The following is a 26452-nucleotide window of genomic DNA, read 5'->3' on the forward strand; positions in this document are numbered from 1 at the left end:
GGCCGGTCTCACGGATTCAGGATAGAGAAAGGGCAACAGCAGCGACATACCCGCAATGCCACCAAGCCCAGGAATGATGCCCACAATTAGACCGATGAGGACACCAATCACCATGTACAGCATATGGGGAACAGTAAACAACTGCCCCAAACTGGAAAATAAGACATCTGTCATTGTCTTGGCTCTTATGTTGTTTAATGTAAGGGAGCCCAAAGGCACTGCTTGAGCCGTGCCTTTTTAGTGTTAGCTGGCGTGTTAAATACGAGCGCCGTGCTGCTCTAGCAGCCACTCGACCAGCCACTGGCGTGTGGCATCATCCAGCGACATGGCATCCTGCAGATGTTGCTCGACGACCTCGCCCACCACCGGCGTGTAGGGGCCAAGCTGGGCCATGGCGGCTTCTTTGAACGCTTCCGTATCGACAAAACTGCGCGCCGCGTCGCGATACTCCTGAATCAGCGCTTCTGGGGCATCGTTTGGCAGTAAGATCAATTTTTGCAGCGTAAACCCGGAAGCAAAGAACTTACGATATGCCTCGGCACCAGGGCCGCTGGGTGCTTCACCATGCAGGGTTTCGTACACTTCATTGAAGGTCGGCAAGTCAGGGAAAGCAGGGTCACGCTCGATCTCGCCGCTGTCGTTAAGCACGCCTAGCGAAAACAGCGGCACCGCTCGACCGCTCTCTACCAGTGGTTCTACGCTGCTGAAATAGGCAGAAGTGGTTTGGAAGTCGATATCAGCCTCGCCACGCTCAAAGGCTAACCGCCCTTCTCCACGGCTACGCATGCCCGACACGGCCTGCACATCGGCCCCCAGCAAATCAAGCGCAATCAATACCGGTAGCTCTAGCCCGGTATGGCTCTGCACGGCAAACTTAACGCGCTGGTTAGTTACCGCGTTCAGCACCTCCTCTGCGCTATCGCCTAAGCCAGGCTGGGCATAAACCACGCCGCCGGTGGGCGTGGCTAGAATCGGTGTCCAATCATCGTAGCTATAACGAACCCGGCGGTCTTGCAGCATGGCAGGGTATTGAGTGGAGGCAGAGGTACCGATCCACTGGCTGCCATCCGAGTCCGCTCGCATAGCAAACAAATTGCTGCCATTGATAGAGCCGCCGCCGGGCACGTTATCAATCACCAGCGTCGGGTTGCCTTCAATATGGTCACTCATCCAGGTGGTGAAGAAGCGTGCCCATACGTCGGTTCCTCCGCCCACACCAAAGGGAATGGTCCAGCGAATGGTGTCAGGCACGCTCACATCGTCAGCTTGAGCATTCACACTGATAGCGCCTAGCGTGGAACAAGCAACGAACAGTAGCGCTTTCTTGAGCGTTGTAAACGGAGTGTTCTTCAGGGTGGTCATGGCGATACTCCTGTTATTGATTATTGTCGGTTAGTTATTGTGGTAACGTTATTTAATCAACGGTTTCGATGGCGTGATGCCCCGCTACATTTGAAGGGCTCGCGTAAAAAATTTGCCCGCTCATAATTTTGCGAGCGGTTCGAATAAGCGATACGCGCGCTAGGTCAAAAGCATTCTGCTGGCGATATTCCGCCGTTAGCTCAATCGAACCAGAAGGATGCTCTAATGTAATCTGTGATAACAGTTGCCCGGCAGAAAGCTTCTGAGTGCTTATGGCCATGTGATTGGCCACCGAGCCGGGCACGTTAATCGCCGCCGCCACGGCCATTGCCCCTGTCACGGCAATCGCTTTATGGCAGCGATGGGGCACAAAATAGCGCACATTCAGCGTGTGCGATGCCGCTTCAGCCTCTGAAATCAGTACCACCTTGGGCAGCACGCTCTGGCTTACATCGCCCATTCCCATCCGTCGCCCTGCTTCACGGCGTAGGGTTTCTAAGCGGGTTAACAAGGCCGGGTTATTGTCCAGCTCCGCAGGCGCTTCATGGCCGGTTAGCCCCACCGACTCCGCGCGCAGCAGCATAATCGGCGTGGCGGCATCAATACAGCTCACCTCGACACCTTCGATCTCATCGCAGGCGTTTCCTGTGGGTAGCAGCTGGCCCGTTTTACTGCCCATGATGTCTAAAAAGCTGAGTTGGATGCCCGCCGCAGTGCCAGGAACGCCGCTAATGGTAACGCTGCCTTCGTACTGCACCTGCTTACCCGGCGTGGGTACATGACACTCAATCAGCCGCTGGGTGTTCAGGTTATGCACCTTCACCACGGTCGTCCCGTCCTGCGGTTCCACCAACCCTGTTTCGATAGCGTAGGGCCCAACGGCAGAGAGCATGTTGCCGCAGTTCGGGTTAAAGTCGACGCGCTTATTCACTACGTCCACCTGAGCAAACAGGTAGTCAACGTCGGCATCCGGGTGCGACGAGCGCTCCACAATGGCCACTTTGCTAGTGAGCGGGTCGCCGCCGCCAATACCATCGATCTGTAGCGCATGCCCGGAGCCCATCAGGCTCAGCAGAATATCAGCCTGCTGAGCCTGATCACTGGGCAGATCTTTCATGCGAATAAAGGGGCCTCGAGAGGTGCCGCCCCGCATAACGACACAAGCAATGCTGTTCATATCGCTCCGCCATAGTTCGCGATGACTGTATGAACGGAGAATGTCAGCCAATGTTTAATGTCTCAAATGCAAATATGGATTGCTATAAATCCGTTTTGTGCATTAATGTGTTTTGGTTATGAATCCAACTTTTTAGCGCAACAATCCTATGCTGCATAGACTCGAATTTCTTGACCTCCAGGCCTTCATTTTGGTCGCTGAATTGGGCACCTTTCATGAGGCGGCGCAGCGCCTGCATTTGTCGCAGCCAGCGCTCACTCGGCGTATCCAAAAACTCGAAGAACTCCTTGAAGTTGAACTACTTGAGCGAACTACACGGCGTACTCGGTTAACGCCGATGGGGGCCGATTTTCTGCCCCGCGCCAGACGCATGCTAGAGGAGTACGAGTCCTCCATCTTAGGCATTCGAGAGCTCGTCACCCACCAAAAAGGCACGGTGACGATTGCCTGCCTGCCCACGGCGGCCTTCTACTTTTTGCCTAGTGTCATTCGCGTGTTTAGCGAGGCGTGGCCGGGCATTCGCATCCGGATTTTGGATGTCAGCGCTAACGAAGGGCTGGAAAAAGTTATTAATGGCGAGGCGGATTTCGGCATCAACATGATCAGCGCGCAAAGCTCGGAAGTGCGCTTTACGCCGCTGCTGCGAGATCCCTTTGTGCTGGCACTGCGCTCAGACCACCCGCTTGCCAGCAAAAAGCAGATTGAGTGGAGCGATTTAGAAGATGTGCGGCTCATCACCGTGAGCCGCGATAGTGGCAACCGCACGCTGCTGGATAACGCGCTTTCGGCGGAGGGTATTCATCTCAATAGCTTTTACGAGGTGCAGCATCTCTCTACTTCGTTGGGGCTGGTGGAATCGGGCCTTGGCGTGGCTATTTTGCCGCGCATGACCATGCCCGGCCCGGACCACGACACGCTCTGCTCTCGCGATTTACCCGAGCCACGCATTCAGCGCTCAATTGGGTTGGTGCGCAGCAACTCGCACAGCTTATCCAGCACGGCACAGCTGTTTATCGATCTTCTGTTAGAGCACTGGGGCAAAGAGACTGTTTAGCAACGCTTGAAGACGCAATGAGCGCCAGGATCGCGTCAATATCCAGATGTTCTTCGAGCGTATCGGCCAAGCGCTCCAAGGCTTGTTCGCGGTGGGCGTTGTAATCGACGCTGCCTGCTTTGGCTAGGCCAAGCTTGGTGAGCAGCGCTTGGCAGGCTTCTGGGTGATCGAATAGGCCGTGTAGGTAAGTGCCCATCACTTGGCCGTCCTCGCTGATGGCCCCATCCAAGTGGGTGCCTACATCGAAGAGTGGCTTGTTCAGGGCGGGGCCTTCGCTAACGCCGTTATGAATCTCGTACCCCTCTACCTTTGCCTCTTCCCCTACCAGTACGCCGCTCACATTGCGAAGCTGCTTGCCGGGCACCATGCGCGTGGTCAGCGGTAATAGCCCCAACCCGGCGATTTTTCCGGGGCCCCCTTCCAGCCCGCCGGGGTCATCGACCCACTCCCCCAGCATTTGAAAACCGCCGCAAATGCCCAGCACTTTGCCGCCGTAGCGCAGGTGGCGGGTAATCGCCGCGTCCCAGCCCTGGCGCTTTAACCAGGCTAAGTCGCTCGCGGTACTTTTACTGCCGGGAAGTACGATCACATCAGCAGGGGGAATGGGCTGGTCTGGGCCGATAAAACTAAGCGATACCTGTGGATGCAGGCGCAGCGGGTCGAAATCGGTATGGTTACTGATGCGCGGCAGTGCAGGAACGATGACCTTGAGCGTTTGGCTCTCTTTCTCCGCCTGCACGGTGCCGATGCTATCTTCGGCATCCAGCAGCAGTCCTTGTAGATACGGCAGCGTGCCCAGCACCGGCTTTTGGGTGCGCGCTTCCAACCACTCGAGCCCTGGCTCTAACAGCGCAATATCGCCCCGAAAACGGTTGATGATAAAGCCTTTGGTGCGGGCCTGTTCGCTGTCACTCAGCAGCGCAAGCGTGCCGACCAGCTGAGCAAACACGCCACCACGGTCAATATCGCCCACCAGCAGCACCGGGCAGTCCGCGGCTTCGGCAAACCCCATATTGGCAATATCGCCTTTGCGCAGGTTGATTTCCGCCGGGCTGCCGGCCCCTTCGGCAATAATCACATCGAACCGCTGCTCTAGGGCTTGCCACGCTGCCATCACGCTCTCTTGGGCCGTACGCTTGAAGACGTGGTAGTCCAGCGCGTCCATATGGCCGTACACCTTGCCGCGCAGAATTACCTGGGCACCCCGGTCGGTTTCCGGCTTTAGCAGTACCGGGTTCATATCGCTATGGGGAATAACGCCCGCCGCCTGGGCCTGTAGCGCGGTGGAGCGGCCAATCTCGCCGCCATCGTTGGTCACCGCACTGTTCAGCGCCATGTTTTGCGGCTTAAGCGGGGCCACCGAGATACCCCGGCGCTGGAGAACACGGCAAAGCCCCGCCACCACGGTACTTTTACCCGCATCCGAGGTGGTGCCTTGAATCATCAGTGTGGTCATGCGTGGCCGCCCTGGCTAAAAGAACGAACCTTAGCGGGCGTTCAAGCGCGGCGCAACCCAGTCGCGCCGCAGGCGGTTACAGCCCGAGGGTTTCTGCCCAGAGGGCGATACGCTGGGCTACGGTAGTATTCATTACGATATCCAGATGCGACACACCGGCAATAAATTAAAACTCCGCCTGGGGCGCGTGGGGGTGTATGGGGGGCTAAACTGCTTGGCATAAAACGCCTCATCCCTATCCCCCACCAGCACCAAAATCGGCGCGCGGATGTTGGCAAGATCGGCTTTATAATGTGCGGTGCCAAAGCTCTCCATCATTCGATAGGTGTAGCTCAGGGTGTCCGAGCCGGTGCGGTACGCCAGCGGCAGGTTAAAGTGCAGTACTGGCCAGTGATTAAATCGGGTGACGTTCATCTGATTGAGCAGCGCCAGCGGCACGATGCGCCAAAGGTTCGGCGTGGCCCATCCCGCCTGTTTACGCACCGTGGCGGCGTTATAGGCTAGAAACGGTGCCAACAGCACCACACCAGCAAGCTTGCCCGCCTGACTACCCGCCGCAACACGCAGCGCCAGCCCACCGCCGGAGGAGTGCCCGCCAATAGCCACCCTATCGTGTGGGGCGTGCTCTTGTTGAGCGTGCTCAATCAGGTCGGCCAAGTCATCTTCCAGCTGGCCGATATAATCCACATCGCCACGCTGCGCAGGGTTTGGCCCATGGCCGCGTAAATCGGGAGTAATCACGTCGAAACCGGCAAACTCCGCCAGATATTCCGCCATCGGGGCCAAATAGTGGCTGCTGGCCGATGAGCCGTGCAACAGCACTAACAGCGTGGGCGGTGTGGCCCGCCCGGCAACGTCGGCACTTGGGTAGTAGCGGTAACCCAAGGTGCTACCATCCCGCGCGGTGTAGGATTGCAGCGGCGGGATATCCTCTGCGGAGGGCAGAATATTCACCAGCACATCGAAGTTTAAGCCGTTGGAAGCTTGCGCTTGTGGCATTGCGTTGTCTCCTTCTAAGCCGTGGTGGCACTGTTTGGCTGGAGGTGCTCCCGCCGAAACCGTAAGTGGAACGGACTAAGCAAGCTCGGCATGGGAACTTGGCCGTTGAGTTTCTCCGGTGGCTGCAGCGTCCAGCGGGCACGCCGTTGAAGTGCGGCGAGCAATCGGCTGGTGACGAGCAGCACGATATGCCTGCCGGGGCAGATCCCTGGCCCGCCGCTAAACGGCACCAGCGGCCACTGACCTGGTCCGTCAGGGGTTAGCCACATCTCTGGCGTAAACTGGTGAGCAGCGTGTAAGTAGCGCTCATCACGGTGAAAATAGGGCGTATGAATCAACAGCGATGTATGGGCTGGCAGGGTGCCCTGCTTCCACTGGGTAAGCCTAGTCGACTGCCTTAAAATCAGTGGGGTGGTGGGCCATAAACGCAGGGACTCTAAAACGCTGGCTGTTAACCGATCCACGGCGGGCGGCGACGTGCCATCGGCCTCTGCCATCGCCCGTGCCGCGAACTCGGGGTGCGCGCACAGTAGCGCTAACGCACGAAACGCCGCCATGCCTGCGGGTTCAAATGCGAACAGCCACTGGGGCACCTGCTGCAGCGGCGCCTGCTCGTTTTCCGCGCCTTGCGCCGAGAGCATCGCCATCAGGCTGTTCGGTTCCGCCCGCTGGTAGTAAAACGCCAGGTGCCGTTCAAAACGCTGCTGCAACCGCTTGCGTTTAGGGTGCATAAAACCCCAGTTGGCGGCTTTACGTAGGGCAGCAAGCTCTTTGGTGAGCGTGCGGTCGTAGCGGGCGATATCCCCAAGCACGATGCGCCGCACAATACGCTCCCAGGTAACGTGAAAGGTTGCCCAATCCAGCTCGTCGAAGCGCGTCCCTACCCGCGTTACTAGCTGTTCGGCCTCCTCTTCCACAATCCTGGTAAACGCCTCGGCAAGGGTATGGCGGGGGCAGCTACTCTGTAGAACCCGCTCGTTCAGGGCGCGGCGTTTTTCACGGGCCTCGCCGCTGGAAACCAGCGCCATTTCCGGTTCAAAGTGGCCCAGGGCGCTGCGCTTTAACCGCTCATTGGTCGCAAACGGCTCGGGGGTGTGCTCCAACACGTCGTTGGCATCGGCGGGGTCCAGCACCACCGCCATCGGCTTGCCAGGCACTTTCAGCATCAGCGGCCCACGGCCATACTTTTTGCTTAACGCTTGAAGCTGCTGCACACCTTGGGCATCCAGGGCGAAGCGCTCCACTACCCCTACGATTTTCGGGCGGCGGCGTATCACCCCTTTCGCCACATTAGGCGCTATCACACGGCAAACAATGGCAATAGTTTCGCTCAGCGTGGCCGTCGGTAACGGCGCTGGGTTGGATCTCCTATCCATTCCTGCTCCTTGAAATGCACGGCTAACGCTTCAGTCTAGAATTCGCCGCCCCATACGCAAGGGAATAGCCCTCAACCCGCGTCAACCAGCACTTAAATCAAGCTAAGGGTTAATGAAGGTGGGTTTCTCCACGGCAGACAGGCCCGGCAAATTCCGCTAGGGTAGCGGCTCCCGCCACCAACCGATTACGCCCGATATGCAAGAGATACTGAACGAGATAGTCGCCGAGCTTGCGCAAGAGACCGAGCGCGGCAAAGTGGCCGACTACATTCCGCAGCTAGCCCACGTAGACCCCAGCCAATTCGCCATTAGCTTGGCCACGGTCGAGGGAGAGCGCTTCTCGGCGGGCTGCGCGACCACGCCCTTCTCGATTCAGAGTATTTCCAAGGTATTTACCTTGACCATTGCGCTAGGCAAATGGGGCGATGGGCTGTGGTCGAAAGTAGGTCGCGAGCCTTCCGGCGACCCGTTCAACTCCATCGTTCAGCTAGAACATGAGAGCGGCAAACCGCGTAACCCGTTTATCAATGCCGGGGCCATTGCGGTGGTGGATGCCATTATGATGGGCCACGAACCCAAAGAGACCCTGGCCGAAATTTTGAGCTTTGTGCGCTACATCGCTGACGACAACAGCATCTGTTTTGATCATCAAGTCGCCGCGTCGGAAATGGAGCACAAAGACCGCAATGCATCGCTGGCCCACTTTATGAAAGCCTTCGGGCGGCTGCGACACGATGTTGATAAAGTGCTCGGCACCTACTTCCACCAGTGCGCCATCGCCATGAGCAGCGATCAGCTTGCCCACGCCGGGCTGTTTCTGGCTTCCGATGGGGTCAACCGCCCTAGCAACCTACGGGTGGTATCACCCCAGCGGGCGCGGCGGATCAACTCACTCATGATGATGTGCGGTCACTACGATGCCTCGGGGGAGTTCGCCTTCCGCGTGGGTCTACCGGGCAAAAGCGGCGTGGGTGGCGGCATTTTAGCCATCGCGCCGGGGCGCGGTTCGCTGGCGGTATGGTCGCCAGGGCTGGACCGTTATGGCAACAGCTTGCTCGGTGCGCGGGCGCTGGAGATGTTCGTGCAACGCACCGGCTGGTCTGTGTTTGGTCACTAGGCTTGGGCACTAGCTCCGAGCGCTCTCTTGCGATTCAAGGTGCTGGGCGGCTTCCCAGGCCTGCACTTGGCGTTTCACCTCTAGGCCCCAGCGGTAGCCGCCTAGCGCGCCGCTTTGCTGAATCACCCGGTGGCAAGGAATCCACAGCGCCACCGGGTTCGCCCCTACTGCATTCCCCACCGCCCGCGACGATTTCGGTGCCCCCAATAGCTGGGCAATATGCGAGTAGCTAGCTAGTTGGCCATCAGGAATCATCAGCAGCGCTCGCCACACGTTCAGTTGAAAATTAGTGCCACGCACATGCAACGAGAGCGCCCCAGGCGCAGCGTTGTTCCTTGGCTCGAACAGTGCTTCAACCGCATAACGGGTGGCATCTGGCTGGTGGCGTAGCGTGCTGCGCGGCCACTCGGCGGCCAACAGGGCGAGAATATCCGCCTCAGGTGTAGCGGCCAGAAAGCCCATCCGGCAAATGCCCCTAGGCGTGGTGGCGACCAGCACCTCACCAAACGGCGTGGGGTGAATGCCGTAAGCAATCTCCACGCCCTCCCCTTGGCGCTTGAACTCCCCAGGGGTCACCGCTTCCAGCGTGACAAAATGATCGTAAAGCCGCGAGCCGCCGCTCAACCCCAGCGCCTGGGCGGTATCGGTGAGGCTCTGGGCAGAGGCAATCAACTGCTTACCCCGCGCCAGCGTCAACGCCTGTAAAAAGCGCTTTGGGCTGACGCCCGCATAACGGCAAAACAGCCGCTGAAAATGGAACGCCGCTCAAATGCACCTGCGCCGCGATCGTGTCCAAACTGGGCTGTTGGGCTGCATTCGCCACCATAAAGGCCATGGCTTTTTCGATGCGGGCATAGTCGTTCATTGCTTCTATCTCACGGGGAAAGTGACGGGATCGCGTGCATGATCATGCAAGCTTACTCAGCTAAAGCGCCAAACCCCACCCGAATCTTGCGCAAATCACACATCAATTTTGTGCAATACGCCGAATGTGACTCATCACACACTGCGCACTCCCTTCAGGAGGATCATCATGAGCACATCGTTACTGTTACCTATGTCTGCCTTTGCCCTTGCTGCGTCTATTTCACCTGGGCCGGTGAATATCGTTTGTCTGAGCAGCGGCACGCACTACCCCGTGCACAAAGGGCTCACGTTTGTTACAGGGGCAACCTTAGGCTTTATCTTACTGTTTCTCGGCATTGGCGCGGGCCTCTACTCGCTGCTCCATGTGATGCCATGGCTGGAGGAGGCACTGAAGTGGGCCGGCATCGTGTTCTTACTCTATCTCAGCGTTCGCCTGATACAACACGATGGCCGCCTGGGGGAATATAACCCACATAAAGCCCCTGGCTTTTTTACAGGGGCTGCGATGCAGTGGCTAAACCCAAAAGCGTGGCTGGCCTCGGCGGCGGGCATTGCCGCGTACACCAACGGCAACGATCCTTATCTCATCGGTCTGTTTGCGGCTCTTTATCTGCCTATTTGCTGGCTCTCGCTGGCAAGCTGGGTCTACGCAGGGGCGTTTCTCAAACGCTACATGCACCGCCCCGCCGTCCTCCTGACGATCAATCGCTGCCTAGCGGTAGGCTTGGCGGGAAGTGCTCTATTTTTACTTTTTGAGGAACGGGGTCGGTACTGATTCGGAGTGGCGGCCACCAGCCGCCTGAAAGTGCGCTGAAAATGAGGCTGATCATTAAAACCCGCTGTTAAAGCCACTTCTACAATAGGTTGGCCTTGTCTTAGCGCCGCTTGCCCTAGCTGAATACGCTGATTAATCAGATAGGCATGGGGCGTTAAGCCATAGTGCTGCTTAAACGCACGAATCAAATGCCCTGCGCTGTATCCCGTTTGTTGGGATAAATCGTCCAGTGAAATATCGCTGGCACAGTGCTCACGTAAATGGCGCGCCACGTGCGCTAAAACATAGGGCGTTGGCGTTGGCGCTATCGGTGCTTCTTCCGCCAACTGGGTCATCAGTGTCGTTAAATAGGCCTCTAGCACCTGCTGCTTATGGGTAATCGCTCTTGCTTATCAAACAAGCAGTCTGCCATGACACAATATTGGGAATGGAGAGACGGTTGATGGATCACCGCCGTAGCAATGTCCTGCCACTCAGCCGAGGGTAACAAGCCAAGCTCATAACGCAGCTCACTCAACCAGCGTGTATTTACATAGAGCATCAGATACGCCCACGGCTGGTTAGCAATGGGGTTACAGGCATGCACCCAGTGAGGGTTCATCATCACTAAGTCACCGGCGCGAATCTGATAAGACGTATATCGATACATAAAGGTGCTGGCGCCGGATGTCACCGCTCCTACCGACCAGTGTGAATGGCTATGGGGCGCATAACAGACTTGCCGCGCATCGCTTATCTTGCGCAGCTCCACATGAGGCATTCGCTCATCACGCCAAAAAACAGGGTGCGCTTTATTATTCATCTTTGCTAATCCACTCCCGCGATACCGCATTACTCTGCCTTCCAGTGGAAATACCACCCCAAGCTGAACGCCATTTTAGCTGCTTTTCAGCCCAACGCATGGCAAACACACAAACTAGCGCACCGGATAGTCTACGCTGGACAATAGCCCTTCACACCCACAGTATGGGCCGCTGGAAGGATCGCCATTGCCATTTACGTCAGGAGGACATCATGGACAGTAACCCCCCGAACCAACGGGATGCGGTAAAACTGCTCGCCCGCTTAGGCTACGCATCGCGAGGCGTGGTATATCTGCTGGTGGGTGGATTAGCGGCACTGGCGGCGCTTGGCCAAGGCGGCCAAACCGAAGGCAGCCGCGGCGCGCTTGAAAGCGTACTAACCGCCCCCTTCGGCAAAGTGCTGCTGGGCATTATTGCATTGGGGTTAGTGGGCTATGCCGTATGGCGCACGCTGCAAGCCCTTCAGGATACTGATCACCACGGCAGCGGCACTAAAGGGCTGGCGATTCGCGGGGGCTTGCTGGTTAGCGCCGTTACGCATACGTTCTTGGCCTTTTTTGCTGCCAAGCTTGTTGTTCATATCGGCGGCTCTAGCGGCTCTTGAGATGGTTCTGAAAGTGCGGCCAGTTGGCTGATGCAGCAGCCCTTCGGGCGCGGGCTGGTGGCGGCAGTCGGCGTTGCGCTGATTGGCGCGGGCATCGCCCATGCCATTAAAGGTTGGAAAGCAAAATTCGACCGCCACTTCTCAATGCCTGCCAAAGTGCAGCGCTGGGCTTACCCAGTATGCCGCTTTGGGTTAGCGGTGCGTGGCTTGGTATTTGTCATGGTTGGCAGTTTCTTTATCCTAGCGGCTTACCAGTTCAACCCTAACCAAGCGGGCGTCCCGGCCGAAGTGTTCAGCACGTTAAGGGGCCAAGCCTTCGGCCAGTGGCTGCTCGCGTTTGTGGCTGTTGGGCTATTTGCGTTTGGCGTGTATAGCTTATTAACCGCTGTTTACCGCCGTATTAACCCCTCCCTATAGCGATCCTATGGCCTTTACGTCAACGCGTACGAAGCAGTGGTTTGAGCGTATTAACGGCTCGAAAAATATGTTGTGGCTGCTCGCCACCCTCTCCTTTTTAGAAACCATTATTCTGCCGATTCCCATTGAACTGGTATTAATCCCGCTAATGGCAGTGAACCGGCAGCGCATCTGGGCTATTGCCGCCGTTACCACGCTGGGCTGTTTAGTGGCTTCGATAGTGGGCTACGGCGTGGGCATGGTGCTCTACCAATCCCTCGGCACGTGGTTTATCGAATTTATGGGGATGGAGCAGAGCTATCAGGCGTTTCAAGGCTTCTTTGACCAGTACGGCTTTGCCGCCATTCTCGCCATTGGCATTTTGCCGATTCCGTTTCAGGTCGCGATGATTACCGCCGGGCTTTCCGGCTACCCGATTACGTTGTTTGTGCTTGCTGCGCTTATTGCCCGTGGGCTGCGTTACTACGGTTTAGCTTGGTTGGTCTACCGCTTTGGATACCGGGTAGTAAACATGTGGAAACGCCACGCGCTGAAAACCAGCCTGGCACTAGGCAGTGCAGTGCTGCTATTGGTGCTGGGGATGCAGGGGTTGGCGGGGCTGATAGTATAAAAGAGAAAGCCTGGGTAGCCGCCCATGCTTCTGGCGGCTATTGAACAGCGCTATTGAACAGCGCTATTGAACATAGTACCCACTGACCCGCCAGATGCCCTCTTCCAAATGCGGTGTTACTACCTCAACCACTCGCTGGTTATCCGAGAAACGGGTTTGGAAAGCGAACTCTTTGTAATCGTTACGGGGAGCGCCCGGCATAGAGGTTTATTGCGACATACGGATACGCCGCCGAGACTCTACACTGCCCACTTCGCCACGGGCCAGCGCCACAACGCGCTGCAACATGCTCGGGGAGAGTGGCGTTTTCAGCAGCGGGGAACCGGCCTCCCACGCCTGCTCATACTTTCCCTGGTCAATCGCTTCCAGCCACGCCAGCGCTGCTTCCTCAGCGGACTCGGAAGCTGCGTGAACCTGGGAAGAGAGTGCAAACAGTATGGCAAAGAGAAACAGGGCAAGTAACTTGGGCATAACGGTCTCTTATTGCGGAAAAGGATCTTGTGCGACTTAAGTAGTTATCGGATAACCACGCTATTTCTTTAGGAACAATAACCATAAAGTCGTCCTAGCAATGTTAAAGAATGCAAAATCGCTAGGTGAGCCGCCTCGCCATAAAGCAACTTCTCAAACCACAACCGCTCGTTTACTATGCGCCACCCAATTTATTTCAGCCCTCACCATTAGGCCACTATGTCCGTCAACGCACTCTACACCGACCTTTCTGGCTATTACGATTTGATGTGCGTCGACATCGACTACCACGCCCAAAGTAATGCCATCCATCGCCTGCATCAGATGTTTGGTAACGGAGGCAAGCAGCACCTGGAGTTAGCCTGCGGCACCGGCCCCCACGTGCGCCACTTTCTTGATGCTGGCTTCACCAGCAGCGGATTGGACATCAACCAGCCGATGCTGGATATCGCCGCCCAGCGCTGCCCAGAGGCACACTTCTCACTGCAAGATATGTGCAGCTTTGAAGCCAGCGAACCGCTGGATCTCATCACCTGCTTTCTTTACTCCATCCACTATAACGATGGCCTGGAAAAGCTTAGCGCCTGCATCGCCAGCGCCCACCGCGCCTTAAACGAGGGCGGCGTGTTCTACTTCAACGTAGTGGATAAACAGCGGATCGATAACGAGCTGTTCGTTAGGCACACGGCTAAACAGGCAGACGCCGCGTTCACCTTCCGCTCGGGGTGGCACTACAGCGGGCAAGGGGCACGGCAGTCGTTACGGCTGAGCATTGAGAAAACAGAGGCAGGCGCAACGCAGGTGTGGAACCACGAGCACCCCATGGTGGCGGTCAGCTTTAGCGAACTTATGGCCCTGCTGGAGCCTACCTTCGAGGTGCACGTGTTCGAGCATGATTACCAGACCATCACGCCCTGGGATAACGTCTCAGGTAATGCGATCTTCGTGTGTGTGAAGCGCGAAGGTCCGCGCTTAGCCTTTATCGTTCGGGCGCAGCTGGAGCTGAATGCCCATCAGGAAATTGCGCAGCATTTGGTCTTTACACTCACGGTAGTTCTTATGGCTCGGCTTGCGGAAAAACGCGCTGAGCTCATGGTGGCTTAGCGGCAGTCCCACCTGCTCAAACACTTCCAGCACATCATCGGCCTTCATGTTCAGCGCAATGCGCAGCTTCTGGAACACCATGTTGTTGTTCAGCTGCGATTGTGGCGCAGGCTGCGGGCCTTCGCTTGCCGCGCTTAAAGCTGATGAAACCGTTCAAGAACGCGGCCAGCTCGCGGTTCTTCATCGTGACGAAGGCATCGTCTTCGTCTTTTTTCAGCCACGCGGTGACCTGCGGCTGGGTAACGGGCACTTCTGCTAGCGCGAAGATATCCACGATGGTGTTGTCTTTTAAATCAAAGGTGTAGCGGATACGGCGAAAAATATCGTTATTGGTCAAAATCAGGTTCCTAACCGGTAGTTAATGTTGCCAGCAGCTCATCAATTTCTGCTTTGAGTTCGTTATCTTCAATAGTGTGGGCACTGGCCTGGGCCTGCTGCAAGCGTTCAATCGCCGCCTGGGTGTCGCCCAGCTCCACTTGCAGGGCCGCCATGGAAAAACCAATCGAGGCAATGTGGTCGTTAGACTGCTTCGCTACCGCCTTATCCAGCGCTTTTTGGTAGATGGGCAGCGCGTCTTCTAGCTCTTCGGTGAAGTCGGCCAGGGTTTCCCACTGCTCCGGGTGGTCTTTCTCGGTGTTCTCGTGCTCGGTGCAGATCGCCTGCAGCTCAGCATACAGCGCTTCAAAGGTGGCACGGTCATCTTTGGCAGCGGCCTTCATCAGCTTTTCGGCGAGTTCGTACACTGCCTTGTAAATTTTGGTGTTAATCATGGACCACTACCCCTATTGCTCAGTAACAGATGACGCAAAACAGACGCATAACAAACCCAGCACGCGTGAGCTTCTGGGTGAATGGGGGGATTATACCTTGTGGGGATGGGGGTACGGGGGAAAGGTTGGATGGAAATAAACGCGTATTCGAGCAACGAACGGTTGATTTTACGCTATGCTGCACCACTTTTTATTTTCGACACCCCTTACGACACTCTGTCAGAGCTTCTCATGCCCTTTTCAAAACTAGGCTTATCCAGCCCTCTCGTTCAGGCGATTACCGAACTCGGTTACAAAACGCCAACGCCCATCCAAGAACAAGCGATTCCTGCCATTCTGTCGGGCAAAGATTTAATCGCCACCGCACAAACCGGCACGGGCAAAACCGCTGCCTTTGTGCTGCCGCTGCTGGAGCAGTTCAGTAAAGCCGCAGAGCCGCTGCGCGGTAAACGCATTCGCGCACTCATCCTTGTGCCCACCCGCGAGCTGGCGGTTCAAGTGGAAGCCAGCGTGGCGCAATACGCCAAGCATACCCAGCTCACCTCAATGGCCGCGTATGGCGGTGTAGATACCGCTCCGCAAAAAGAGCGCTTGATTGAAGGGGTGGATATTCTGGTCGCCACACCGGGCAGGCTGCTGGATTTGGCGCATCAGCGCGCGCTCCACTTTGATGAACTGCAAGTCATGGTGCTGGACGAAGCAGACAGAATGGTCGATATGGGCTTTGTGGATGATATCCACAAAATCATCGTGCGCCTGCCGGAGAACCGACAGAACCTGCTGTTCACGGCCACCATGACCAACGACGTTCGCGCCATCGCCCACGCGTTTTCAGACAGCAAAATGACCGATATGGCGGCGAACATCTCCATTACGCCCCACGTCCGCGCCGCCGCCACCATCAAACAGTGGCTGATCACAGTCGACAAAGACACTAAGTCCGCCCTGTTGAGCCACCTAATCACCGAGCAAGCGTGGGATCAGGCGCTGATTTTTGTCGAGAAAAAACACAGCGCGGCCAAGCTGGTGGCTCAGTTGGAAAAACGCGGTATTCAAGCGGATTCCATCCATGGCGGCAGAAGCCAGGCCATGCGTGAAAAGGTTTTGGATCAGTTCAAATCGGGCGAGCTGAAGTACCTAGTAGCTACGGGCGTCGCCGCGCGGGGGTTGGATATTGGTGAACTCAGCCGTGTGGTGAATTACGATTTACCCTTCCAGCCAGAAGAGTACATCCACCGCATTGGCCGCACCGGCCGAGCGGGTGCCTCCGGTGAAGCTATCTCGTTGGTCGATATCAGCGACTTTAAAAACCTGTGTGCGATTGAAAGGCGCTTGAAAAACACGATTGAGCGTAAAGAAGTGGAAGGCTTCCCGGTCAAAAAAGCCGTGCCCGCGTCTAACTTGAACCACGTTAAAAAAAGCAGCCGTTAAGCGCTAACCAAGAAGCTCACCTATTAGTTAAATTCAGGAGTCATGGGTGAGCTTCTACGTTACTCAGCAGGTGAAAAAGCGCTCAACAGCTCCGCATTCGTCGGGTATTTTTCCAGCAGCGTAAGCAGCTTCTGCGCGCCTTCAACAGGCTTAAGCGGTGTCAACGCTCTGCGCAGCGTGCGTACTTTTTCAATCTCCTTTGCATCAATTAACAGCTCTTCACGGCGGGGACTGGTTTTTGCAATATCAATCGCCGGGAAAATTCGTTGATTAGCCACGTCCCGTGATAGCACCAGCTCCATATTGCCTGTGCCCTTGAACTCCTCAAAAATCACCTGATCCATACGGCTTCCCGTATCCACCAGCACGGTGGCCAGAATAGTGAGCGAGCCGCCGTTTTCAATCTTTCGCGCCGCGCCAAACAGCTTGCGAGGGATTTCCATCGCCCGGGCATCCAACCCACCCGACATCGTGCGCCCACTGCCCCGCTGCTCGGCGTTATGAACCCGCGAAAGCCTGGTGAGTGAATCGATCACGATCATCACATCATGCCCCTCGCCTGCCTGCTGACGCGCCGTATCCAGCAGCTGATCAGCCATCCGCACATGGTTCGCATAGCTTTCATCGGACGATGAGGCATGCACTTCCGCCGACACGCTGCGCTTAAAATCGGTGACTTCTTCCGGGCGCTCATCAATCAGCAAGGCGTACAGTTTTATATCCGGGTAAGCCTCCGCCACGGCTTGGCAGATATGCTTTAACAGCGTCGTTTTGCCAGAACCGGGCGGTGCCACAATCAACCCCCGCTGCCCCATGCCGATGGGCGTGATCAAATCCATCGCCCGCACTGTGCGCGGCTGATCACTAGGCGCTAGATACAGGCGTGGGGAAGGATGGATGGCGGTGCCGTTTAGGAAGCGTGTTATGGGGTCGTTGGTGGTTGGGTCTTCGACGTCGTTGGTGGGTTTGGGCTCTGGTGGCCTTTTGGTTTTTAGGCTTAGGGTTTTGCGGGTCATGGTAGGGTGGATTGCCTTTTAAATTTGGGTGTTCATGATTAACCCCCGTGCTAACCCATGTTGAGGCCTAGCGTGAAGTTACGAGTAATTTTTTCATCTAAACAGCTTCGCAGGAATGTATTCATCGCTCGCATATCGTTCGATGAATAAAAATCGAGCATCAATGTATTAAATTCCTGCTGCCGCTTCGCTTGCACGTTGATCACCGGGAAGCCGTTAGCCAACAAGATACCGTTCATCATGAAACGGCCAGTGCGCTTGTTGACGTCCCAAAAAAACTGAGCGCGAGCCATTTGTAAAAATGCCGTGATGCCCTGATCGTAAACATCCGTCTCACCGTAGACTTGTTGCTCAACTTCTCGCCATGTTGCATCTAACTCATCGGGAGCAGGCGGCTCATACTCAGAGCCAGCGATAGTGACATAACCTGAACGGAACTTACCCCACTCTAACGCTTCTTCTTTTCCGGCGATCTCGTGAATACTCAGAGCCGTTTTTTTGTCGAATGTAAACTCACCCTGCTCGACCAAATCAAAAATGAACGCCCACGCTTTGGCTTGGTTGATCGCCATGTTCTGATCGCTGATGCGATGCCCACCTACGGTAATACCATCAAGAATGGTCTGCACCTCAGGCAGCGTCATGGCAACGCCTTCCAGATTCACCGCATCGTAAACCAGAGCAGGCACATCTCTTTTAGCCAGCTGTACGGCCAGAGGTAAATTGGGTTTCATGTCCCACATATTAGCTCCTGATGGGTGGCATAAGGTGGTGGTTTACGCTAAGGCTCTCAAGACGGCTTGCGGCTCTTTGGTCACGGTTTAAAGAGAATTTTACTGTTGCGCGTCTTGTTAGCGCTAAGCCCGAAATCCTCACGAATAACTTCAGGATGACGAAACGCAATCTCAATTAACGCCTTAGCTTACCCAGACGACTTACGCCGCCTTGACTTTTCCCCTGACATTAAAACCATGAGCACCATGAGAGCTACAGATAATTTTGATTAACTATTGATGCACAGCGTCAATGGAACATGGTCACTTGTTGAAATCCAGTCATCGTGCTGGCCGATCTGCAGAGAACACTTTTCCGTGAGATCGGCCGAGGTAAAAACGTAGTCAATGTGGTAAGCCTTCTGGCGGTTTCGCTGCAAGAAAAAAGTTGGGCTGGTCTCACTACCCTGCTCTTCCTCGAAGGCTCGGTGATATTGGCTTTTGAACCCCATCTCACCAAGCTCGGCAACTACGTCCGAGTGATTCCCCCAACGGTCAGGCTTATCCCAGCGCACATTGCTATTAAAATCACCGAGAATAACTGTCTTTGACCCACTTAGATCTTTTCGATGGATTTGTAGATACTTCCATAATTGACCTATGTAACCAAACACCTCTTCATTGCGCCCCTTCGTCCAGACAGCAAGCACAGTGAAATCTCCGTCGATGGTAAAGGGAAGGAAGAGCCTGAGGTCTTCCGTACTCCAGTTTAGGCTTTCACTTTCGCTGAACAGCCCAGGTACAGAAAATCTGCCGTTCCAATCTACCTTTTCAATCCGATGACCGTTACGGGGAAAAATGCCTATACCACGGTTTTTTGAATCGCCCAACCACAGGTACGAACCGGCCCACTCCCTATAGCTGGGAGTCGATAGCCCAGGGTCTTCACACTCTTGTACCACCAAAATGTCAGCTTGTAAGCTATCTGCTTGCACAAGTTTCCGCCTCAGTGCTCCATTACAGTTCCAGGTTACGATTCTCATAGATTCGGACAGTTATTGTCGCTAGCAAGCGCGGCTTTGTAATGGAGGCAAAGCCGCAATAAAAAAGACGTCACCGTGACTGACCTTGTTAGCTACAGTCATTAAGGAGCTCAACATCAAGATCATATGGCTCAGTTTCTCCATCATCGGTCCAGGCTCCAGTTGCTGAGATTACGCCATCGTCTACGCCCAAGGTGAGTATTACCCTAGCCTTATGCTCATTCGATTCTCCGTCATACCAATAAGATGCGCCGCCCTCAAATGCTTTGCTATTTCGTACCAGCCGACAGCTACCCGAGTACTGGGCGCCATCATCAGAACCCGAAAAATCGAATACAACCTCATTCTCCCGCCATATGAAATGATTCACATCAACCTTAAACTGAGGCTCACCATTGTAATCGAGGTATATCGTTCCTCTGATCATATTCGACCCCTTCTTTAGCCAGCTAAGAGTGATTATATAACCTTCCGCATAATACTAATGAACGTACCAACATGATAATTGATGTTACATAGCCACCCTAACGACCGTAAACTGCTGTTTAAATTACACTATTTATCGCGCATATCAGCATATACAAAATTCGCGTACCCGCTTGTTTTTACGATTTGATCATACACTATTCATAAATTTTGCTTTGGTCACGCAGATTTTTGGGGAAATTGTGCTGGGTTAAGGGGTGGATGGTTTAGTGAGTGCGGCACTTGAGGTGGGTGGTTTCTTATGGCGTGGTGGATGGGCGGCTGAACGCCGCCTTCGCGGGTGCCTTCTTCGCTCGTTGCTCTCGCTCAGTCGTTACGCCGCGCTACAGGATTGGGCTATGTGGCTTTATCATCGCGAGCTGAAGCTCCCTCCTACAACTTCAGGCCGCCATAGCCATAGCCATAGCCATAGCACAGGGTAATGAGGGTTCGATTATCATCCCCTCACCATTCTCCACTTACGATTCTCCACTGCCCCTTAAAGCTCAATCCCTTTCTGGGCTTTGATGCCTTGGTCTTTGAAGGCGTGTTTGACCACTTTCATTTCGGTGACGGTGTCGGCGAGGTCGATGAGTTGTTGGGGGGCGTAGCGGCCGGTGACGATGGCGTGTTGCATGGCGGGGCGGGCTTGTAGGTCGTCGAGGACTTGGTCTAGGTCGGGGGATTCGTAGCGTAGGGCGATGTTGAGTTCGTCGAGCAGCACCATGTGGTAGCTGTCGTCTTGGAGCATGCGCTTGGCTTGTTCCCAGGCGGCGTTGGCGGCGGCGACGTCGCGTTCGCGGTCTTGGGGGTCCCAGGTGTAGCCTTCGCCCATTACGTGGTAGTCCACGTTGGGCAGGTTGCGGAAGAAGGCTTCTTCGCCGGTGCTGAACGCGCCCTTGATGAACTGCACCACGCCGACCTTCATGCCGTGGCCAAGGGCGCGGGCGAGCATGCCAAAACCGGAGCTGCTTTTGCCTTTGCCGGGGCCAGTAAGCACCAGCAAGATGCCCTGCTCTTTATCGGCGCGGGCAATGCGCTCGTTCATGATTTTCTGCTTGGCCGCCATGCGCTGGGCATGGCGTTCTGGGGTTTTGGCATTTTCGCGCATGGGGTCTCCTTGGGGTGTTTTACGCTTTCAGCACGTAGCGCAGAGTTTCCACGACCTGATCGGTGGTGGTGCACCAGGCTTGTGCTTGGGCGTCGACTTCTTTCAGCGGGTGAACAATATCTTCGCTGTGCAGCGTGATGTAGGGCTTGGCCAGTGCCGCGCAGTAGCCTGCGTCAAAGGCGGCGTTCCACTGTTTGTACTTGTCGCCAAAGCGCACCACCACTAAATCCGCCTGTTCGATCATCGTGCGGGTGCGGATGGCGTTCACTTTGGAGGACTGGTGGTCGCGCCAGAAGCCGTTCTCCGGTTTGCCCAGGTGGTCGCCTGCGGCATCAGAGGCGTCGTGGTCAGTCACCGGGGCGGTAAACCCCACATCCAGGCCCGCCGCTTCTGCGCCGCGCTGGATCTCTTCACGCCAGTCAGTGTGAATCTCGCCGGAAAGGTAGACGTAAAAGCTCATGGTAGCTCCTTTAGGGTTGGGGAGTGTCTCGCCGCTCTATGATAGCCCACTGCTGCTTTATGGAAAAACCTTCCATATTTTTAGGCCGGTCGCTGCGCTTTCCCCTATCTATAACTACGCTAGGCTCTGTCTGAAAAGTCGGCGAGCGAAGGTCAGACAAGGCAAAAATCGGCGAAAAGACGGAGTTTACATGTTGTAAATGAGTACTTTGAGCCGATTTTTAACGCCGTATGGCCGAGCGCAGCCAGTTTTCAGACAGAGCCTATCGCTTGGCCGGTGAAGATATCCGCCACCAATTTAGGCGCTGAAGGGAAGTAACCGTGGAAGTAGCTGGCTACCAGCGCGCCATCACGGTAGATCGGTTCGGCTTCGCTGCCTGCCAATTTGCGGGTGCGGGCCAGCGGCTGCATGGAGGTTTCCAACAGCGAGTGGTGGTAGGTGTGGCCGCGCAGTTCGCCGCTTTGGGTGTGTAGGCTTTGCAGCCCAAGTGCTGTCAGCTTACCGGCCATTTTGGCGGTGCCGGGCAGCAGCCCAAGCATGGCGTGGGCACTGCCTTCGCCATCGACTAATTGCTCAACACAGCTCATGAGCCCCCCGCACTCGGCCAGTATCGGTTTGCCTGCGCGGTGGTGGGCGCTGATCGCCTCTAGCATGGGCTGGTTAGCGCTGAAGCGGGCGGCGTGCAGCTCCGGGTAGCCGCCGGGCAGCCAGAGCGCGTCGCATTCTGGTAGTGCTGCGTCGTTGAGCGGTGAGAAGAAGTGCAGCGTCGCGCCCATCTCTTCTAATACATCGCGATTCGCGCGGTAGATAAACGCGAAGGCGTCGTCTTTGGCGATGGCAATGCGCACGCCGCGCAAATAGTCCGGTACGGGCTTGGGGGCATCAGCGCTTAGCGTTACTTCTTTGGGCAGGCGGCCTAGCCCGGCGTCTTCTAACACGTTGGCGGCGGCGTCTAGCTGGGCATCCAGGCCGCTCAGCTCGCTGGCTTGCACTAGGCCCAAGTGGCGGTCGGGGATTTTCATGGCGTCATTACGGGGAATCGCGCCCAACAGCGCAATGCCTTCCGGCATGCCCTCATTCAACAGCTTGCCGTGGCCGGGGCTGCCGATGCGGTTGGCGATCACTTCGTGAATGGCGAGATCGGGGTGGTAGTTGGCCAAGCCCTGCGCTACCGCGCCAAAGGTTTGTGCCATGCCCCAAGCATCGATCACCGGCAGCGCGGGGATGCCCGCCAGAATGGCTAAGTCCGCGCTGGAGGGCGAGCCATCGAATAGCCCCATAGAGCCTTCCACCAAAATCACGTCGGCTTCTTGGGCGGCTTTGGCTAAGCGCCAGCGGCACTCATGCTCGCCGGTCATCCAGGGGTGAAGCTGATACACCGGCTGGCCGGAAGCGACCTCTTGCACCATGGGGTCTAGGTAGTCGGGGCCGTGCTTGAATACCCGCACGGTGCGCCCGGCGTTGCGGTGCAGCCGCGCCAGCGCCGCCGTCACCATAGATTTTCCCTGGCCCGAACCGGGGGCGCTGATGAGCGCTGCGTGTGCTTTTCCCTGGAACATAACGATCCTGTTTATCGGTTAATGGTGATTCCATGTCCATGCGTTAACGGCTGAGTGTCTGCGGGTCGAACCTTTCTTTGCTAAGGTGAAGGTCTTCGTTTGATTCTATGTTCCGCTCTGTTTCACTCACCGGAGTTTTCCGCATGCGTATTCTGTTTACTGGCGGCAGCGGCAAGGCTGGCCGCCATGCGACTGCTTATCTTCGCGATCAAGGTCATCGCGTCACCAATCTGGATTGGGCAGTATCCGACGTGCCCGGCATCACGACTCTAAAAACCGACCTGACCGATGCAGGCCAAGTGTTCAATGCGTGCCAGGCCTACGCAGGTTTCGAAGTGCTTGAACCGGGCACCGGCGTGCCGCGTTACGATGCCATTGTTCATTTCGCCGCCATTCCCGCCATCCTGCATCGGCCGGATAATGAGACCTACCGCATCAATACGCTGAGCACCTACAACGTGCTGGATGCCGCCACCAAGCTGGGCATTCCTAAGGTGATCTTCGCTTCCAGCGAGACCACCTATGGCATTTGTTTTGCCGATGGCGAGAAGAAACCGGACTACCTCCCCGTCGATGAAGAGCACCCCACCGTGCCTCAAGATAGCTATGCGATGAGCAAGGTGGTCAACGAGGTGACCGCACGCTCCTTCCAGGCGCGTTCGGGCATCGACATCTACGGCCTACGCATCAACAACGTTATTGAGCCCCACGAGTACCGTCAGAATTTTCCGGCCTACATGGATGACCCGGCCCTACGTCGCCGCAATATTTTCGCCTACATAGATGCCCGCGACCTGGGCCAGATGGTCGATTGCTGCCTGAAAACGGACGGCCTGGGCTACCAAGTGTTCAACGTCGCCAACGACGATCTCTCGGTTGGCCTAACCAACGCTGAAGTGATCGAGCGCTTCTATGCTGGCGTCCCCATCAAGCAAGACATGGGCGAATTCGAGACGTTCTACAGCAACGAAAAAGCACGTCGACTAGTCGGCTTCGCGCCCCGCCATACGTGGCGGGAAGAGCTATAGCACTAAGCGTTACCCTTTTATCGGCACAAACACTGGCGCGCCCTCCACCTCGACCCCCGCGAGCTTTTGGCGGTAGAGGCTTTCTAACGCACTGGGCACCAGCATGGTGTCCCGTGAGCCCCAGCAGGCTTCGCCGCTGGGGTAGAGCAGCAGAATGTGGTCGCACCAGCGGGCGGCTAAATTCAAATCGTGCAGGCACATCATCACCGCGCTGCCCTGGGCGGCCTGCTCGGCCATTAGCGCCATTACTGCGCTTTGGTGGTGTAAATCCAGGTGGTTGGTGGGGTTCGTCCGCCAGCCAAATATTGGGCGCTTGGGTAAGCACCGTCGCCATCGCTACCCGCTGGCGTTCACCGCCGGAAAGCGTGTTGACCAAGCGGTGGCGAAGATGCGCCACATCCAGCGCTTCCAGGGCGGCCTCGGCGCGGGCGTAGGCGTCGGCACCTTCCATCTGCCACAGGGAAAGGTACGGGTGGCGGCCAATCAGCGCGGTCTCTAGCACCGTGGCGGGAAAGCCGTCTAGACGCTCTTGAAACACCAGCCCTAGCTGCTGCGCCACTTGCCGCCTGCGCAGTTGGCTAAGCGGCGTGTTGCCTATCAGCGCCTGCCCTGAACGGGGGGCGTTTAACCCCGCCAGCGTATGCAGCAGCGTGGTTTTGCCCGCCCCGTTGGGGCCAAGCACGCCCCACACCTGCCCTGGCTCGATGGTGAGGTTCAGCGCCGTGCCTGCGCTGCGCCCCGGCACGTTGATGATCAGGTCTTGAGTCGCCAAGCGGGTCATCAGCGGCTCCGGTAGAGCAAAAAGAGGAAGGTGGGCACGCCCAGCAGCGCGGTAATCACGCCCACGGGGAGCTGTTCAGGGGCAATCATCGTTCGCGCTAAGGTGTCGGCCAGTACCAGCAGCGTGCCGCCTGCCAGGGCGCAGGCGGGTAAAATCAACCGCTGGGCGTTGCCTCACAGCAGGCGCAGCATGTGGGGCACTACCAGCCCCACAAACCCAATGCTGCCTGCGGTGGTCACGGCGGCGGCGGGTTAATAGGCTGGCGACAATGTAGACGCCCCACTCCAGCGGGCGAACATCTACGCCAAGGGCAGCCGCTTGCTGCGGGCCTCGGGCCAGCACGTTGAGGCTGCGCCCCAGCGGTATCAGTAGCACGCAGGTGGCCATCAACAGCAGCAAAGGCGGCCATGGCGTGCGGGCGTAGGATAAATCCCCCATCAGCCAATAGAGCATTCCCGGCAGCCGATCGGCGGGGCTTAGCGCGAGCATCAGGGTAACCCCCGCGCCCCCCCCCGCTGCTACTACCACGCCAGTCAGCAACAGCCGGGAAGGCGTCCAACCGCCGCTGCCGTGGGCTAAGCCAAACACTAAGAACGTGGAAAGCAGCGCGCCTATAAATGCCGAGCCGGACATCAGCACGCCGCCCACGCCTGCCAGCATGGCCGCCAGCGCACCGATGGATGCCCCGCCGGAAAGCCCCAGCACGTAGGGGTCCGCCAGCGGGTTGCGCAGAAGTACCTGCATTAAAGCTCCGGCCACCGCCAGCAGCCCGCCTACCGCAAAGGCGGAAAGCGCCCGTGGCAGGCGAAGTTCAATCACCATGGTGCGCGCCAGCGCATCGCCCTGGCCCTGCACCACCGCCCAGAGCTGCGCTGCCGAAAGCTGCGCGCTGCCCACTGCCAGAGAAAACAGCATGGCGGCCACGGCAATCAGCGCCAGCAGGCCTAGGGGTTGCCACAGGCGCGCCACCATTAAGAGGCCCCGCGCTTTTGGCGGGCTTGTTCAAGCTTGTCACACAGAATCTGTGCGCCTTCCATTAGGCGCGGCGTGGGCCGCTGAATTAAAGAAGGGGGCCCAAAATAGAGGTTATCGCCCGTTACGGCGGCAAGATTGGGGGACTGTTCCCAGTGGGTGAGCCAGTCGCGGTTCTCCTCCCCCATGCCTCCGGCAATAATGGCCTCGGGGTTGGCTGCCAGCACGGCTTCATCGTCTAAACGCGGTACTAAACGGTGCTGATCGCCAAAGACGTTCTCGCCGCCGCAAAGCTCTACTACCTGACCAATCAGATGTTCGTTATTAACGCTCATCAGCGGCTCGTCCCACACCTGATAAAAGGTTGGGACCGGATCGCGTTCGCTATAGCGAGAGGTAAGCGCGACCATGCCGTCTCTAAACTCGCTAGCCGCCTGCCGCCCCGTTGGTTCACTTCCCGCTAAACGGGCCAGTCTCTCAATGGTGTGGGCGACGTCTTCCACGCTACGCGGCTCGATGTAGAACACCGGCATACCTAGCGCTTCGAGGGTTTCCATCTGCTCGGCGGGGTTACCGGTGACCCAGCCGATGACTAAATCAGGCGCAAGCCCGACCAGGGCTTCCAAATCGATTCGGGTATGGCTGCCTACCAGGCCACGTCCTGGGCTTCCGGCGGGTAGCCACTGTAACTCACTACGGCCACCACCTGATCTCCTGCGCCTGCGGCGTAGGTGAGTTCCGTCGCACCGGGTGAAAGCGTGGCAATGCGGTTGGCCGAAGCGTGCAAGCACACTTCCCGCCCACGGTCGTCTACCGCGCAGCGGCTGGGGTTATCCCCGTGCAGCGGGTTAGCAAACCCGCTACCCAGCCATAACAAAGCGGCGCCAAGGGCGCCGCCGAACTGCATTAGC

General features: G+C 56.9%; 22 protein-coding genes and 8 pseudogenes. 10 read left to right on the forward strand and 20 right to left on the reverse strand.

From position 1 onward, the window contains the following. Window positions 1-255 precede the first annotated feature (255 nt). On the reverse strand, window positions 256-1362 hold the full coding sequence (locus B4967_RS04705; protein ID WP_083023917.1) for a type 2 periplasmic-binding domain-containing protein: 1107 nt from the start codon (window positions 1360-1362) through the stop codon (window positions 256-258). A gap of 52 nt (window positions 1363-1414) precedes the next feature. Then, the gene (locus tag B4967_RS04710; RefSeq protein ID WP_083023919.1) at window positions 1415-2539 is read right to left on the reverse strand and encodes a 4-oxalomesaconate tautomerase; all 1125 of its coding nucleotides are present in this window, start codon (window positions 2537-2539) and stop codon (window positions 1415-1417) included. Window positions 2540-2687: 148 nt separating this feature from the next. On the opposite strand from B4967_RS04710, the gene B4967_RS04715 reads away from it, so the two are divergent. Beyond that, window positions 2688-3593 carry a LysR family transcriptional regulator gene (locus B4967_RS04715; RefSeq protein WP_192859195.1) on the forward strand — a complete coding sequence of 302 codons (906 nt, stop codon included), beginning with the start codon at window positions 2688-2690 and terminating at the stop codon, window positions 3591-3593. Here the strand turns inward: B4967_RS04715 and B4967_RS04720 are convergent. The 3 genes from B4967_RS04720 to B4967_RS04730 all read right to left on the reverse strand — a co-directional run bounded on the left by B4967_RS04720 (window position 3550) and on the right by B4967_RS04730 (window position 7424). After that, window positions 3550-5049, reverse strand: coding sequence for a cobyric acid synthase (locus tag B4967_RS04720; RefSeq protein WP_083023920.1), 1500 nt, complete (start codon window positions 5047-5049; stop codon window positions 3550-3552). The genes B4967_RS04715 and B4967_RS04720 overlap by 44 nt on opposite strands. A gap of 132 nt (window positions 5050-5181) precedes the next feature. Next, complete coding sequence (locus tag B4967_RS04725; protein ID WP_083023922.1) at window positions 5182-6048, reverse strand: alpha/beta hydrolase; 867 nt, start codon at window positions 6046-6048, stop codon at window positions 5182-5184. A 14-nt stretch (window positions 6049-6062) separates the two neighbouring features. Further along, window positions 6063-7424 carry a cytochrome P450 gene (locus B4967_RS04730; protein ID WP_083023924.1) on the reverse strand — a complete coding sequence of 454 codons (1362 nt, stop codon included), beginning with the start codon at window positions 7422-7424 and terminating at the stop codon, window positions 6063-6065. A gap of 196 nt (window positions 7425-7620) precedes the next feature. Here B4967_RS04730 and B4967_RS04735 point away from each other — a divergent pair, with 196 nt between their 5' ends. Continuing rightward, on the forward strand, window positions 7621-8541 hold the full coding sequence (locus B4967_RS04735) for a glutaminase (protein WP_083023925.1): 921 nt from the start codon (window positions 7621-7623) through the stop codon (window positions 8539-8541). 9 nt (window positions 8542-8550) lie between these two features. Here B4967_RS04735 and B4967_RS04740 read toward each other — a convergent pair. Beyond that, window positions 8551-9406 (reverse strand): annotated as a pseudogene (locus B4967_RS04740) (bifunctional transcriptional activator/DNA repair enzyme AdaA). A gap of 168 nt (window positions 9407-9574) precedes the next feature. Between B4967_RS04740 and B4967_RS04745 the strand changes: the two are divergent. After that, entirely contained in the window at window positions 9575-10183 is a 609-nt protein-coding gene (locus B4967_RS04745; protein ID WP_083023927.1) for a LysE family translocator, read from the forward strand. On the opposite strand, the gene B4967_RS20655 is transcribed toward B4967_RS04745, so the two are convergent. Together B4967_RS20655 and B4967_RS20660 are read right to left on the reverse strand one after the other, a co-directional pair. Further along, entirely contained in the window at window positions 10078-10518 is a 441-nt protein-coding gene (locus B4967_RS20655) for a helix-turn-helix domain-containing protein (RefSeq protein ID WP_340638685.1), read from the reverse strand. The genes B4967_RS04745 and B4967_RS20655 overlap by 106 nt on opposite strands. Window positions 10519-10538: 20 nt before the next feature. Next, the gene (locus tag B4967_RS20660) at window positions 10539-10985 is read right to left on the reverse strand and encodes an AraC family ligand binding domain-containing protein (RefSeq protein ID WP_340638684.1); all 447 of its coding nucleotides are present in this window, start codon (window positions 10983-10985) and stop codon (window positions 10539-10541) included. A 212-nt stretch (window positions 10986-11197) separates the two neighbouring features. Between B4967_RS20660 and B4967_RS18750 the strand changes: the two genes are divergently transcribed. From B4967_RS18750 to B4967_RS04760, 4 genes and pseudogenes are all read left to right on the forward strand, one after another. Then, a complete protein-coding gene (locus B4967_RS18750; protein ID WP_243470323.1) occupies window positions 11198-11590 on the forward strand; it encodes a DUF1206 domain-containing protein in 393 nt (130 codons plus the stop codon). 15 nt (window positions 11591-11605) lie between these two features. Next, window positions 11606-11698 (forward strand): annotated as a pseudogene (locus tag B4967_RS20080) (DUF1206 domain-containing protein); the annotation flags it as partial. Next, a complete protein-coding gene (locus B4967_RS18755; protein WP_340638686.1) occupies window positions 11696-12007 on the forward strand; it encodes a DUF1206 domain-containing protein in 312 nt (103 codons plus the stop codon). The pseudogene B4967_RS20080 and the gene B4967_RS18755, both read left to right, overlap by 3 nt. 7 nt (window positions 12008-12014) lie before the next feature. Next, the gene (locus tag B4967_RS04760; protein ID WP_083023929.1) at window positions 12015-12617 is read left to right on the forward strand and encodes a YqaA family protein; all 603 of its coding nucleotides are present in this window, start codon (window positions 12015-12017) and stop codon (window positions 12615-12617) included. Between the two features lie 63 nt (window positions 12618-12680). On the opposite strand, the pseudogene B4967_RS04765 reads toward B4967_RS04760, so the two are convergent. Next, window positions 12681-13088, reverse strand: a pseudogene (locus tag B4967_RS04765) (DUF4019 domain-containing protein). A gap of 219 nt (window positions 13089-13307) precedes the next feature. Between B4967_RS04765 and B4967_RS04770 the strand changes: the two are divergent. Beyond that, window positions 13308-14048: pseudogene (locus tag B4967_RS04770) on the forward strand (class I SAM-dependent DNA methyltransferase); the annotation flags it as partial. Between the two features lie 12 nt (window positions 14049-14060). Here the strand turns inward: B4967_RS04770 and B4967_RS04775 are convergent. Continuing rightward, window positions 14061-14529: pseudogene (locus tag B4967_RS04775) on the reverse strand (YehS family protein). Between the two features lie 10 nt (window positions 14530-14539). Next, window positions 14540-14962, reverse strand: coding sequence for a Replicative DNA helicase (locus tag B4967_RS04780; protein WP_083023931.1), 423 nt, complete (start codon window positions 14960-14962; stop codon window positions 14540-14542). A gap of 231 nt (window positions 14963-15193) precedes the next feature. Between B4967_RS04780 and B4967_RS04785 the strand changes: the two genes are divergently transcribed. After that, window positions 15194-16393 carry a DEAD/DEAH box helicase gene (locus tag B4967_RS04785; RefSeq protein ID WP_083023962.1) on the forward strand — a complete coding sequence of 400 codons (1200 nt, stop codon included), beginning with the start codon at window positions 15194-15196 and terminating at the stop codon, window positions 16391-16393. A 59-nt stretch (window positions 16394-16452) separates the two neighbouring features. On the opposite strand, the gene rho is transcribed toward B4967_RS04785, so the two are convergent. From rho to B4967_RS04820, 6 genes are all read right to left on the reverse strand, one after another. After that, window positions 16453-17409, reverse strand: coding sequence for a transcription termination factor Rho (gene rho / locus B4967_RS04790; protein WP_083023933.1), 957 nt, complete (start codon window positions 17407-17409; stop codon window positions 16453-16455). Between the two features lie 50 nt (window positions 17410-17459). Continuing rightward, window positions 17460-18152, reverse strand: coding sequence for a Fic family protein (locus tag B4967_RS04795; protein WP_192859196.1), 693 nt, complete (start codon window positions 18150-18152; stop codon window positions 17460-17462). A gap of 260 nt (window positions 18153-18412) precedes the next feature. Further along, window positions 18413-19165, reverse strand: coding sequence for an endonuclease/exonuclease/phosphatase family protein (locus tag B4967_RS04800; protein ID WP_083023935.1), 753 nt, complete (start codon window positions 19163-19165; stop codon window positions 18413-18415). Between the two features lie 964 nt (window positions 19166-20129). Next, window positions 20130-20741, reverse strand: coding sequence for a cob(I)yrinic acid a,c-diamide adenosyltransferase (gene cobO, locus B4967_RS04810; protein ID WP_083023938.1), 612 nt, complete (start codon window positions 20739-20741; stop codon window positions 20130-20132). Window positions 20742-20760: 19 nt separating this feature from the next. Beyond that, window positions 20761-21201 carry a YtoQ family protein gene (locus B4967_RS04815; RefSeq protein ID WP_083023940.1) on the reverse strand — a complete coding sequence of 147 codons (441 nt, stop codon included), beginning with the start codon at window positions 21199-21201 and terminating at the stop codon, window positions 20761-20763. 251 nt (window positions 21202-21452) lie between these two features. Continuing rightward, entirely contained in the window at window positions 21453-22760 is a 1308-nt protein-coding gene (locus B4967_RS04820; protein WP_083023942.1) for a cobyrinic acid a,c-diamide synthase CobB, read from the reverse strand. Between the two features lie 143 nt (window positions 22761-22903). Here B4967_RS04820 and B4967_RS04825 point away from each other — a divergent pair, with 143 nt between their 5' ends. Continuing rightward, the gene (locus B4967_RS04825) at window positions 22904-23788 is read left to right on the forward strand and encodes an NAD-dependent epimerase/dehydratase family protein (RefSeq protein WP_083023943.1); all 885 of its coding nucleotides are present in this window, start codon (window positions 22904-22906) and stop codon (window positions 23786-23788) included. Between the two features lie 9 nt (window positions 23789-23797). Here the strand turns inward: B4967_RS04825 and B4967_RS04830 are convergent. From B4967_RS04830 to B4967_RS04840, 3 pseudogenes are all read right to left on the reverse strand, one after another. After that, a pseudogene (locus tag B4967_RS04830) lies at window positions 23798-24569 on the reverse strand (ABC transporter ATP-binding protein). Then, window positions 24569-25541 (reverse strand): annotated as a pseudogene (locus B4967_RS04835) (FecCD family ABC transporter permease). Before B4967_RS04835 ends, B4967_RS04830 begins: the two co-directional pseudogenes overlap by 1 nt. Beyond that, window positions 25541-26448, reverse strand: a pseudogene (locus B4967_RS04840) (cobalamin-binding protein). Before B4967_RS04840 ends, B4967_RS04835 begins: the two co-directional pseudogenes overlap by 1 nt. Between the last annotated feature and the right edge of the window lie 4 nt (window positions 26449-26452).

Origin of the sequence: Vreelandella lionensis (genome assembly GCF_002087295.1) — a bacterium.
GTDB lineage: Bacteria > Pseudomonadota > Gammaproteobacteria > Pseudomonadales > Halomonadaceae > Vreelandella > Vreelandella lionensis.